This window comes from Streptomyces sp. P9-2B-2, from assembly GCF_030406865.1.
Taxonomy (GTDB): domain Bacteria; phylum Actinomycetota; class Actinomycetes; order Streptomycetales; family Streptomycetaceae; genus Streptomyces; species Streptomyces platensis.
In genome coordinates, this window is the sequence record NZ_CP129126.1 from 5,245,415 (window position 1) to 5,257,500 (window position 12,086).

10 protein-coding genes and 1 pseudogene (1 of these 11 cut by a window edge) are annotated in these 12,086 nt (G+C 72.1%); 7 read left to right on the forward strand and 4 right to left on the reverse strand.

What is annotated here, in order from left to right; all coding sequences use genetic code 11:
* The first annotated feature begins 86 nt into the window (after positions 1-86).
* The 4 genes and pseudogenes from QT196_RS23005 to QT196_RS23020 all read left to right on the forward strand — a co-directional run.
* Entirely contained in the window at positions 87-701 is a 615-nt protein-coding gene (locus QT196_RS23005) for a hypothetical protein (RefSeq protein WP_290355579.1), read from the forward strand.
* A gap of 381 nt (positions 702-1,082) precedes the next feature.
* Positions 1,083-1,919 carry a class I SAM-dependent methyltransferase gene (locus QT196_RS23010; RefSeq protein WP_168480815.1) on the forward strand — a complete coding sequence of 279 codons (837 nt, stop codon included), beginning with the start codon at positions 1,083-1,085 and terminating at the stop codon, positions 1,917-1,919.
* A 441-nt stretch (positions 1,920-2,360) separates the two neighbouring features.
* Complete coding sequence (locus tag QT196_RS23015; RefSeq protein WP_323139189.1) at positions 2,361-3,275, forward strand: FAD-dependent oxidoreductase; 915 nt, start codon at positions 2,361-2,363, stop codon at positions 3,273-3,275.
* Positions 3,276-3,368: 93 nt separating this feature from the next.
* A pseudogene (locus QT196_RS23020) lies at positions 3,369-4,286 on the forward strand (RICIN domain-containing protein); the annotation flags it as partial.
* A 74-nt stretch (positions 4,287-4,360) separates the two neighbouring features.
* Here the strand turns inward: QT196_RS23020 and QT196_RS23025 are convergent.
* The 3 genes from QT196_RS23025 to QT196_RS23035 form a co-directional block, all read right to left on the reverse strand.
* Positions 4,361-5,788: a M1 family metallopeptidase gene (locus QT196_RS23025; RefSeq protein ID WP_266737722.1), complete on the reverse strand. Its 1,428-nt coding sequence runs from the start codon at positions 5,786-5,788 to the stop codon at positions 4,361-4,363.
* A gap of 71 nt (positions 5,789-5,859) precedes the next feature.
* Positions 5,860-7,431, reverse strand: coding sequence for a SulP family inorganic anion transporter (locus QT196_RS23030; RefSeq protein ID WP_248001271.1), 1,572 nt, complete (start codon positions 7,429-7,431; stop codon positions 5,860-5,862).
* 234 nt (positions 7,432-7,665) lie between these two features.
* Positions 7,666-8,067 (reverse strand): hypothetical protein, encoded by a 402-nt coding sequence (locus tag QT196_RS23035; RefSeq protein ID WP_168483913.1) that lies wholly within the window; start codon positions 8,065-8,067, stop codon positions 7,666-7,668.
* 348 nt (positions 8,068-8,415) lie between these two features.
* Here QT196_RS23035 and QT196_RS23040 point away from each other — a divergent pair, with 348 nt between their 5' ends.
* The 3 genes from QT196_RS23040 to proC all read left to right on the forward strand — a co-directional run bounded on the left by QT196_RS23040 (position 8,416) and on the right by proC (position 11,030).
* Positions 8,416-9,249, forward strand: a complete 834-nt coding sequence (locus tag QT196_RS23040; RefSeq protein ID WP_266737719.1) for an ABC transporter ATP-binding protein — start codon at positions 8,416-8,418, stop codon at positions 9,247-9,249.
* A complete protein-coding gene (locus QT196_RS23045) occupies positions 9,246-10,034 on the forward strand; it encodes an ABC transporter permease (RefSeq protein WP_290355580.1) in 789 nt (262 codons plus the stop codon). Before QT196_RS23040 ends, QT196_RS23045 begins: the two co-directional genes overlap by 4 nt.
* A gap of 186 nt (positions 10,035-10,220) precedes the next feature.
* Positions 10,221-11,030, forward strand: coding sequence for a pyrroline-5-carboxylate reductase (gene proC, locus QT196_RS23050; protein WP_168480818.1), 810 nt, complete (start codon positions 10,221-10,223; stop codon positions 11,028-11,030).
* 54 nt (positions 11,031-11,084) lie between these two features.
* Here the strand turns inward: proC and trpS are convergent, their stop codons facing one another.
* Positions 11,085-12,086, reverse strand: partial view of a tryptophan--tRNA ligase gene (gene trpS, locus QT196_RS23055; protein WP_248001272.1) — the 3' portion only. 18 nt of this gene lie beyond the right edge of the window; only the last 1,002 of its 1,020 coding nucleotides appear in the window; its start codon lies beyond the right edge, outside the window — the gene reads right to left on this strand; the stop codon is at positions 11,085-11,087.

A 12,086-nucleotide genomic window follows, 5' to 3' on the forward strand; every position in this document is an offset into this window, starting at 1 on the left:
TGGCCAGGCGCGACCACGGTTGTGCCCCGGCGGCACGGCGCTGACAGGTCGCCGGGTGGCCGGGCCCGGCGGGGATAATCGCTGCCATGAGCGATGAGCAGCGGTCCCCGGCGGGCCCGGAGCCCGGCGGCGCCGCGTCCGGCGGCGCCGCGTCCGGCGGCGCCGCGTCCGGCGGCGCTGCGTCTGGCGGTCCCCACCGTCACGGTCCCGAGCGCGACGGTCCCGAGCCGGAGCCGATCCGGTTCTTCGGCACCACCTGGCTGCACCACGACGGCGGCTACGGCCTGCGCCGGGCCGGCGTCGCGGTGGGCTCGCTCGCGCTCGCCGCGGCCGGTGCGGTCGTGCTGCGCTTCGCGTTCCAGGGCCTGGAGATCGCCGACGTCGGCCCGTTCGTCGGCATCCTCGTCGTCGCCGGGTTCGCGATCTGTAGCGCGTTGGCGTTCCGCCGCACCTGGGACGGCTTCGTCCGGCGCCGCGATCCGGCCGCCGAGAGCGCGGCCGACCGGTCCGCGCAGAGCCTGATGTTCATCGGTTTCATCGGCTCGCTGCTCGCCTACTTCTGCCGCAGCCTCGTCGAGGCCCCCGGGGAGAGGCTGCATCGCGCCGAGTATGTCGCGGCCCGCGACCGGTACGAGCGCCGCCGTGGCGCCCGTACCGGGAATCCGGCCGCGCGGAAGTCCCGTCCGAAGAGGCGGCGTTGAGCCGCCGGGCGGTCTGTCGGTCGGCTTAGCCCGTCCCGTGCGTGCTCGCCCTTGTGGGCTTGGGCCTTGGGGCCCGTGTTTTGGCTGCGGGTGGGTTGTGGCTGGGCGCGCAGTTCCTCGCGCCCCTGTGGGGTGGCCGCGGCCTTTTTGCTGCGGCTGCGTATGGGCTGGCGCCGTTGCGGAATCTGTGGTTGCCGCGGGGGTCGGAGGGGACGCACCGGGACCCTCCCCCAGCCTCCGGCCGGGGGAGGGTCCCGGTGCGTCCCCTCCGACCCGCCACCCACCAACCGAAGGCACACCGGCGGCCAGCCACCGGCAAACGGGCCCCGACCACCGGCAAACGCCACAGCCGAAGGCCCCACCTCGGGCAGGATGACCCGTATGCCGAACAGCTCCCAGCGCAACCAACTCCCCCTAACCACACAGCCGTTGGAGCCAGCCCCGCCACCACAGCGCGCCACCCTCGCCCGTTCCTTCGACGCGGTGGCCGCCCAGTACGCCGCCGCCCGCCCCGGCTACCCGCCGGCGCTTTTCGACGCGATCGAGGAGCTGGCCGGGCAGCCGCTGGCGGGGGCGCGGGTGCTGGACGTGGGGGCCGGCACCGGTATCGCGACCCGGCTGCTCGCCGAGCGCGGGGCGCGGGTCACCGCCGTGGAGCCGGGTGCCGCCATGGCCGCCGAGCTGCACGCCGCCCACCCCGCCGTCCCGCTCGTCCGCGCCCTCGGCGACGCGCTGCCGTTCCGCGACGACGCGGGCTTCGACCTCGTCGGCTACGCGCAGGCCTGGCACTGGACCGATCCGGCCCGTTCCGTCCCGGAGGCGCTGCGGGTGCTGCGCCCCGGCGGTGCGCTCGCCCTGTGGTGGAACATCCCGGACCCGGACGTCGCCTGGGCCGCTGAACAGGAGGCCAGGATCGCCCGCCGCCTACCGGGCTACCACGGCCACAGCGTGGCCCCGGAGACCCCCGACCTGATCCGCGGCCTCGGTCTGGGCCTGCACCCTGTCGCCCGGGTCCTGCACTGGACCCGGCGGGTCCCCGTCGACACCCACCTCGCGATGCTGGGCAGCCGTTCCTACTTCTCCGCCATCGGCCCGGCCGCCGCCCCCGTCCTCGCGGCCGAGCGGGAGGCCCTGCGTGACGTCTTCCCGGACGGCATTGTCGAGGAGGCCTACGCGCTCGACCTGACGGTCACACTCCGGCCGTCCACTTCGTCCTGAGGGGGTGCAGGGCCGGTGCGGTGCCGACGAGGTGAGGCGCTGGACAGGTGGCGAAGCGACATGACGGCGGGAACGGAGTAGACCCACCGCTTGTCACCCCGCCCCCATGTCACACCCCACCGCCCCGAGTCGTCCCCCTTACGGCGCCACCTTCCACCCCGGCGCCCCGGACCGACCGACCTCAGGAGGCAGCATGAAGAGCGTCACGAAGCACGGGGGCTCCCGGGGCCGCAGGGCCCGGGGGAGGGTCGTGGTTCTCGGTGGCGGCTACGCGGGGACGATGGCCGCGCTCCGGCTCGCCCCGTACGCGCGGGTGACGCTGGTCGACCCCAGTGACCGGTTCACCATGGGGGCACCTCCCATGCCCTTAAGGCATGGGGGAGGGTCCGCCTTCACGAACTGGCCGCCGGCCGCCCCGAAGTGAGCCACCCCCGGTCCCGGATGCTGCACGGCACCGGCATCGAGCAGCTCGCCGCCCGCGCCACCTCCCTCGACCCGGACGTCCGCGCCGTACACACCGACAGCGGCCGCACCCTCCTCTACGACCGGCTCGTCTACGCCCTGGGCAGCCACACCGATCCGCGCGGTATCGGGGAGCGGGCCTTCACCGCGGAGAGCGCCGCCGCCCTGCACAAGCGGCTGCTGGACGGGCCGGGTGCGCTGACCGTGGTGGGCGGCGGTCTGAGCGGTATCGAGATGGCCTCCGAGATCGCCGAGTCGCACCCGGAGTGGCGGGTCCGGCTGGTCACCGGCGGCGAGCTCGGCGCCGGGCTGTCGGTGCGCGGCCGGGCCCATGTCCGTACGGTCCTCGACCGGCTGCGGGTACGCGTCGAGGAGGGCCGGCGGGTCGCCAACGGAGACGACGTCGATGCCGACGCCGTGGTGTGGGCCGGGGCGTTGCGGGCCTCCGGCGGTCTCGCCCACGACGCGGGGCTGGTCACCGACCCGGTCACCGGCCGGTTGCGGGTCGACGCGCGGCTCCGCTCGGTCAGCCACCCCGACATCTACGCCGCGGGTGATGCGGCCGCGGCCCGTACGCCCCGCGCCGGTGCCCTGCGGATGTCCTGCGCCGCCGCGCTGCCCACGGGCTCGTACGTGGCCGGTGCGATCGCCGCCGAACTGCGCGGCGCCGCGCCCCGGCCGCTCTCGTACGGCTTCTTCGTGCAGTGCGTGAGCCTGGGGCGCCACGACGCCCTGATCCAGTCGGTACGGGCCGACGACACCCCGCGCGAACGCGTCCTGACAGGCCGCCCGGCCGCCCGCGTCAAGGAACAGGTGGTGCGCAACGCGGTGCGCGTCCTGCACCTGGCGGCCCGGCGCCCGAGCGTCATCCCGCTGATCCCGGGGATCGGCTAGGGCCGGTCTGCCGGATTCGACCGCAACGGGCGCGGCACCGGCCTCCTCGACTGGGCGGATGAGTCGGGCGGAACGGGCCAGGCGAACCAGGAATGGAAGCTCAACAAGCCCAACGACGACGCTACGTTCCAGCTGAAGAACAACAACAGCGGGACCTGCCTGGCGGTCGATCTCCCCGACGGCTCATTTCCCTGGGTCACGGGGGGCCTCGAATGTGCCAACAACCCCAACCAGATGTGGTTCCTGGAGCCGCGGCCCGGGGACGACGGATTCACGGTGCGGAGCGTCGCCCACGAGGGGCAGTGCCTCGGTGACAACGGTTCGCACTTCGGTGCCTACAAGGCGGTCACGCTGGCCGATTGCGGCAGTGCCGCTTCCGCCAAGTGGACGCTGAGCGACAAGGCCGTGGGCGACCCGGCGAAGGAGTTGGCCACGTACAAGGGCATGGCGGCCACCTATGCCCTGTCGAAGTGCCTGAAGGACGCGGCGTACTGCAACTTCAAGGCGGACAAGAACGGTGCTCCGCGTTCCGGGGCCGGCCAGTGCGTGCGGCTGTACGAGCCGGCGACCAAGGACGACACCGTCACCCTCCGCGAAGACGAAACCAGTTCCTACTCCGAGACCGTCGGAAGCTCCGTCCTCACAGGCGTGGACATCACCGCCAGCGTGAAATTCGGCGACCTCGGATTTGAGAGCAAGTTCTCGAAGAACTGGCAGAACAGCATCTCGAAGACCAGCACCGAGACCAAGACATACGGCAGTACCGCCACCCAGGCCAGAAAGGCAGGAGAATACGCCTGGCTGATATACAAGCCGCAGCTCACTTCCCAGAACGGTACGTACACGTTCGACAAGGGATCGTGGAGCGAGTGGACCTACACGGGAAGCTTCGACGTCCCGCTCGGTAGCGGCTCGGCCGACAGTGCCGCGGGCACCTGGGTCACGAACTCGGGCACCGCACCGCCGCCCGAGTGCACCCACAAGGCCCCGGAGACCGCCCCCACCGCCTAGCCCCCGGGGCACACACACCGCTTCGCCAAGGGTTCCCGTCCCCGGAACCCTTGGCGAAGCACTGTCCCGGGACCTCAGTCGTCCAGTTCCGGCTTCCCCTTCTCATACAGCCACTTCTTGAACAGCGGCTCCAGGTCCTCATCCGTGCGCTCCTGGCAGAAGTCGATGAAGTCCTGTGCGTCGGCGTTGCGGTAGCGGTACTCGGCGGGCCACTCACGCAGGATCGTGAAGAAGGCCTTGTCGCCGACGGCGTTGCGCAGTTCCTGGAGGAGCATCGCGCCGCGCTCGTAGACGGGGGTGCCGGTGACGTTCTTCGCCTTGCCCGGTTTGCCCGGTGGGAAGGCCCAGCGGTCGGGGTCCTTGGTGTCCTTGTAGAGGGCGTCGAACTGCTGCTGGGGGGTCTTGCCGCCCTCGCGTTCCTCCCACAGCCACTCGGCGTAGGTCGCGAAGCTCTCGTTGAGCCAGGTGTCCGCCCAGGTCTTCGGCGTCACCGAGTCGCCGAACCACTGGTGGGCCATTTCGTGCACCAGGGTCAGGGTGTCCGGAGCCCCGGCGTAGACCGGCTTGGTCTGGGACTCCAGGGCGAGCCAGTCGATCCGCTTCGGGGTGTCGTCGACGATCGCGCCCGAGGAGGCGAAGGGGTACGGGCCGAAGAGTTTGGTCTCCCACTTCACGATCTCGGGCAGCTTTTCCAGCGGCTTTTTGCTGGCCTTGGCCTCGGCCGGGTCCACGGCCACGTACAGCGGCAGGCCCTCGGGCGTACGGGAGGTGTGGACCTCGAATTTGCCGATGGTGGCCGTCGCGAGATAGCTGGCCATCGGCCGGCCGCTGTGCCAGCGGAAGGTGGTCCGGCCCTTGGCCGTCCGCTCGGACCGCAGCTCGCCGTTGGCGACGGCGGTGTAGCCCTTCGGCACGGTGATGGTGAAGTCGTAGGTGGCCTTGTCCGCGGGGTGGTTGTTGCCCGGGAACCACGTCATGGAGCCGGCGGGCTCACCGGAGACGAACGCCCCGTCGCGGGTCTTGACCCAGCCCTCCGTCGACTGGTCGGGGTCCTTCATTTCCTGCGGCGTGCCGTCGTAGCCGACGCGGGTACGGAATTCCGCGCCCTTGCGCAGCCCCTCGGCCGGCCGGACGGTCAGCTTGTGTCCCTTACGGGAGAACTCCGCCTTCTCGCCGTCGACCTGCACCTCCGTCACCCGCAGCCCCTGAAGGTCGAGCTGGAAGGACCGCAGGTCCGTCTTGGCCACGGCGGTGAGGTCGGCGGTGGCGTCCAGATGCCGCTTCTTGATGTCGTAGTCGAGGTCGAGCCCGTAATGGCGCACCTGGTAGCCGCCGTTGCCGAGTGACGGGAAGAGCGGATCGCCCACTCCGCCGCTGCCCGCCGCGCCCCGTACACCACTACTGGTGCACGAGGAGAGCAGCAGGGCGACGGAGAGGGCGGCGGTCGCACCGCAACTGCGAAGGGGCCGGCGGTTCACAGCACTCCCGGGGTCGGCGGACATCAGCGTCCCGACCCTACGGTCATTTCCGCCCCCACACCGGCCCATTACCGTGCGGTTGTCCTAGACCCGACTCACGGGGCGACGGACGGCGCCTCCTTCCGGGCGGTCCCGTCGGGGCCCCGACGCTGTTCCTCCCAGGCGCCGAGCGCGGCCGCGCAGGCATGGTCGAGATGCCGCAGCCCGGTCAGATCCAGCTCGACCTCCCGGTCCTTGGGCAGTGCCTCCAACTGGTCGAGGAGTTTGGGCAGCCGGAGGAAGGTGGCATTGCCGAGGGCCCGTACGCGGACCGGGCGCCGGGTGCCGGAACCGGCCGCCGCACCGTCGCGCGCCGCCGGCTCGTCCAGCCCGACGATCTCCAGGTGGACGTGCGAGGTCTCCCACGCCGACTTGGCGACCGCCATCAGCAGCCCCAGCAGCACCCCCTCGAACATGTTGGTGGCCACGATCGCCACCGCCGTCGCGGCGAGCACCACGGCCTCACCCCGGTGCTCCCGCCACAGCGGACGCCACTGCTTCACCGGGATCAACTTGCCGCCCGCATGCACCAGTACGCCCGCCAGCGCCGCGAGCGGCACCACGCCCAGCGCCACCGGGAAGACTGCCGCGAAGACCAGCAGCCACACCCCGTGCAGCACCCGCGAGGCCTTCGTCTGCGCCCCGGCGAACACATTGGCGGAGCTGCGGACGATCACCGCGGTCATCGGCAGCGCGCCGAGCAGCCCGCAGACGGTGTTGCCCGCGCCCTGCGCCATCAGCTCCTTGTCGTAGTCGGTCTTCGGGCCGTCGTGCAGCCGGTCCACGGCGGCCGCGCTGAACAGCGACTCCGCCGACGCGATCAGGGCGAACGCCAGCACGGTGCCCAGCGCACCGGCCAGTGCCCCTGCCTCCGCCAGCCGCGCGAAGTCCGCGCCGCCCGGTGGCTGGACGACCTCCAGCAGGCCCGCTACTTCCACCCGGGCCACCGGCAGGTCGAGTACGAACACCACGACCGTGGCCAGGGTCACCGCCATCAGCGGTGCCGGCAGCACCCGCGCCGCCCGCCGCCATTTCGGCCACAGCACCAGCAGCGCGATGGTGCCCGCGCCGACGGCCAGCGCCGACAGCCCCGTACCGGATCCGGCGGTGTCCGCCGCGAGGTCCGGCAGCCCGGCCAGATTCGCCGGCCCGTTGCCCGGCGCCCGGGCGTCCACCAGGGCGTACAACTGCCCGGCGATCAGCACCAGCCCGATGCCCGCCAGCATGCCCTGGACGACGGCCACGGAGATGGCCCGGAACCAGCGCCCCAGCCGGAGCGCGCCCATGGTCAGCTGGAGCACCCCGGCGAGCAGTACGAGAGCACCGAGTGCCCCGAGGCCGTACTCCTGCACGGCCTCGTAAACCAGCACGGTCAGCCCGGCGGCCGGACCGCTGACCTGGAGACTGCTGCCCGGCAGTAAGCCGGTGAGCAGCCCGCCGACGATTCCGGTGACCAGGCCCAGTTCGGCCGGAACCCCGGAGGCTACGGCCACCCCGACACACAGCGGGACGGCGACGAGAAAGACGACCAGCGAGGCGGTGAAGTCGGCGCGCCAGACCGACAGCGTGTGCCGTGACGGTATGGAGGGCCGGGACGGGCGTTGTCGGGCAATACGGAACCTACGCATGGGGATACCTCCAGCGAGTGCGAGATGCGGTGGCGCACGGGTACGCACGGATACGCACGGATACGCACGAGCGGACGCGGGGCGGTACGAGCAGCCGGTCGGCGACCACCGCAAGGTGCCGCTGCGGTCGCCTGCTGCCGCGCACTGCCCGCGCGGTGCGCGCCATGGGGAAATGACGGCTGGATCCGTCGGATGCGCGGGCCGGGGGAGGCCCTTGGGGGCAGCTCTCAGCGCTCAGCAGCGGAACACGGCGTGCTGGACCGGCAGTTCACCGGACCTCGACACGGGTACGGCCTGTCGGCCGGTCAGCGGGGCGGTCAAAGGCAGCCCGCCGCCGGTCCGGGCCGGTGCGGCGGTCGAGACGGTGGTCAGCGGGGGCGTCGGCGCGGACACCGAGGCCGTGGACCGTCCGTCGCGGCGCGGTGGGCAGCGGTCGCTGCCGGATTCGGGGTTCTCGGAGGAGTCGGATGCCGAGGGGGTGGGGCCGGGGGGACCGGTACGGCCGGCGCCGCTCGTGGCCGGCGCGGCCGCCGTGTGTTCCCCGTACACGCCTTCCGCACCCATGGGCAAGGCCAGCAGGACGGCCATGACGATCAACAGGAGCCGGCCGAGGCCGCGGACCCGGATCTTCGCCATCGTCGCTCCTTCCGGCGCGCCTGGACAGGTCATCCCATTGTGTCCAAGCGGACACGCAGGACCGTGAGTCGGTTTGTAACCACCCTGTAAACGCGGAGTTATCGACCAGGAACGGCTGGTTTCTTTCACTACGGCGCCCGCCGGTGCGCGGAGATCCTCACCACGCGCCGCTTCCGCACCACACCTGGCCGGATCACCACCCCAATGGCCCCAGCGCCCCGACGTCCCCGCGGCGCGGGCCCCTCCACCCCGTCCCCGCGGCGCGGGCCCCATCCGGTCCCTCAGTGCAGGCCCGCCATCCCGTCCCCGCCCTTGACGCCCTCTCCCGCCCGGCGCAGTATTCATCGCATGATGAATTATGGCGTCGACCCCGCCGTCCACGCCCGCGATCTCACCGTCGTCCGAGGCGGCCGCACCGTCCTCGACGCCCTGGCCTTCGACGTGCCCCGTGGCCAGGTCACCGGCCTGCTCGGCCCCTCCGGCTGCGGCAAATCCACCCTGCTGCGCGCCCTCGTCGGCACCCAGGCCAAGGTCACCGGCACCCTCGACGTCCTCGGCCACCCCGCGGGCGACCCCCGGCTGCGGTCCCGTATCGGCTATGTCACCCAGGACCCGTCCGTCTACGACGACCTCACCGTCCGCCAGAACCTCGACTACTTCGCCGCCGTCCTGCACCCCGGCCGGTCCGCCCGCGGTCTGCGCCACGAACACGTCACCCGCGCCATCGAGGACGTCGACCTCACCCGCCACGCCGACGCCCTCGCCGGCAACCTCTCCGGCGGCCAGCGCAGCCGGGTCTCCCTCGCGGTGGCCCTGCTCGGCGCCCCCGAACTCCTCGTCCTCGACGAACCCACCGTCGGCCTGGACCCCGTCCTCCGCCGCGACCTGTGGAACCTCTTCCACACCCTCGCCACCGAGCGCGGCACCACCCTCCTCATCTCCTCGCACGTCATGGACGAGGCAGAGCGCTGCCACCGGCTGCTCCTGATGCGCGAGGGCCGCCTGCTGGCCGGGGGCACCTCCCGAACGGAGCTCGGGGGAGACACCCCCGACGCCCTCCGCGACCGCACCGGCGCCGCCACCGTAGAGGCCGCCTTCCTCCACCTGGTCGACGAGGCCGCGGCGGCCACCCGCCCCCAGGAACCGGCGCGCCCCACCACCCCCCAGGAGCCCGCGCGATGACCACCGCACCCCGCACCACTGGCGCCCCGCACTCCACCCCCGCGCCCTTCTCCCCCTCCCGCACCCTCGCCACCGCCGCCCGGGTCCTGCGCCAGCTGCGCCACGACCCGCGCACCATCGCGCTGATGCTCGTCGTCCCCTGCGTGATGATCGCCCTGCTCCGCTACGTCTTCGACGCCCGCCCGGAGACGTTCAACAGCATCGGCGCCTCACTCCTCGGCATCTTCCCGATGATCACGATGTTCCTGGTGACCTCCATCGCCACCCTCCGCGAACGCACCTCGGGCACCCTGGAACGCCTGCTCGCCATGCCCCTCGGCAAGGCCGAACTCATCAGCGGCTACGCCCTCGCCTTCGGCCTGCTCGCCATCGTGCAGTCCGCCCTCGCCACCGGCCTGTCCGTATGGGTCCTCGGCCTCGACGTCACCGGCTCACCCTGGCTGCTCCTCCTGGTGGCCGTCCTCGACGCCCTCCTCGGCACCGCCCTCGGCCTGTTCGTCTCGGCCTTCGCCGCCTCCGAATTCCAGGCCGTCCAGTTCATGCCCGCCGTCCTGATGCCCCAGCTGCTGCTCTGCGGCCTGTTCACCCCGCGCGCCACCATGCAGCCGGCCCTGGAGGCGCTCTCCGACGTCCTCCCGATGTCCTACGCCGTCGACGGCATGAACGAGGTCCTCCAGCACCCCGACATCACCGGCGACTTCATCCGCAACGCGGCCGTCGTCACCGGCTGCGCCCTCCTCGTCCTCGCGCTCGGCGCCGCCACCCTCCGCCGCCGCACGAGGTGATGCCGCGCGCCGCCCGCTGTGGGCATACGTGCCGCTGGGGCGATGGGGGTCCCCCTGCTCCTTGAGAGCTTGGGGGAGGGTGGGCACAGCGGCACCCCAGCGGCGGGCAGCCGACCCGCGAGCGGCACCCCCGCGGTGCGAGGATGGCCGCAAACGCCCAGCGCAGCGGAAAGGTGATCCCGCACGATGACCCAGAAGGTCGCAGTACTCGGCACCGGAAAGATCGGCGAAGCCCTGCTCAGCGGAATGATCCGGGGCGGCTGGGCACCCTCCGACCTGCTGGTCACCGCCCGCCGCCCGGAACGCGCCGCCCAGCTCCATGAGCGCTACGGCGTCGAAGCGGTCAGCAACGCCGAGGCCGCCAAGTCCGCCGACACCCTCATCCTCACCGTCAAGCCCCAGGACATGGGCACCCTCCTGTCGGAGCTCGCCCCGCACGTCCCCGCCGATCGCCTGGTCATCAGCGGCGCCGCCGGCATCCCCACCTCCTACTTCGAGGAGCGCCTGGCCGCCGGCACCCCGGTCGTCCGGGTCATGACGAACACCCCCGCCCTCGTCGACGAGGCGATGTCCGTCATCTCCGCCGGCACCCACGCCACCGCCGCCCACCTCACCCGCGCAGAGGAGATCTTCTCCGGCGTCGGCAAGACCCTCCGCGTCCCGGAGTCCCAGCAGGACGCCTGCACCGCGCTCTCCGGCTCCGGCCCGGCCTACTTCTTCTTCCTCGTCGAGGCCATGACCGACGCCGGCATCCTCCTCGGCCTGCCCCGCGACAAGGCCCACGACCTCATCGTCCAGGCCGCCATCGGCGCCGCCGTGATGCTCCGCGACAGCGGCGAACACCCCGTCACCCTCCGCGAGAACGTCACCTCCCCGGCGGGCACCACCATCAACGCCATCCGCGAACTGGAGAACCACGGCGTCCGCGCCGCCCTCCTCGCCGCGCTGGAAGCCGCCCGCGACCGCAGCCGCGAACTGGCCTCCGGCAACGGCTGACCCACGACCGTCCGGGGGCGCGACGACCACCGCGCCCCCGAACGGCCCGGCACCTCACCCGGCGGGCAGCAGCCCCACCGCCTCGAACGCCGCATCCACCCGCGGCCCGGCGAGGGCACGCGCCCGCTCCGCACCACGCCGCAGCACGCCATCCACATACGCGGGATCGGCGGCCAGCTCGGCATGCCGCTCCCGCACCGGCCGCAACGTCTCCACCACGGCCTCCGCCACATCCTTCTTCAGCGCACCGTACGAGTCGTACTCGCCGGCCAGCCGCTCCGGATCACCCCCGGTGCACGCCGCCAGCACATTCAGCAGATTCGCCACTCCTGGCCGCTGCTCGGCGTCGTACACGACATCCCGCTCCGCATCCGTCACCGCCCGCAGCACTTTCTTCCGCACCACCTCCGGCTCATCCAGCAAAGAGATGACCCCAGCCGTCCGGGCATGCGACTTCCCCATCTTCGACGTCGGCTCCTGGAGATCCATCACTCGCGCCGCCACCGCCGGAAGTGTCGTCCTCGGCACCACGAACGTCGCCCCGTAGCGCTGGTTGAACCGCTCCGCCAGATCCCGCGTCAGCTCCACATGCTGCGCCTGGTCCTCCCCGACCGGCACCTCATGCGTCCCGTACGCCAGGATGTCCGCCGCCATCAGCGCCGGATACGTCAGCAACGACAGCCGCACACTCCCCCCGCGCGCCTGCTGCGCCGCGGCCTTCTCCTTGTACTGGATCATGCGCCGCATCTCCCCGTCGGAGGCCGTGCACTCCATCAGATACGACAGCCGCAGATGCTCAGCCACATGACTCTGCACGAACACCGTGCACAGCTCCGGATCCAGCCCCGACGCCAGCAGCAGCGTCGCCGCCTGCCGGCTGAGCCGCCGCACCCGCGCCGGATCGTGCTCCACGGTCAGCGCATGCAGATCCACCACACAGAACAGCGCCTCCGCCCGGTGCTGGTCCTCCTCCGCCCACCGCCGGACCGCCCCGAGGTAGTTCCCCAGCGTCAGATGCCCCGTCGGCTGCACCCCACTGAAGATCCGCGTCCGCCC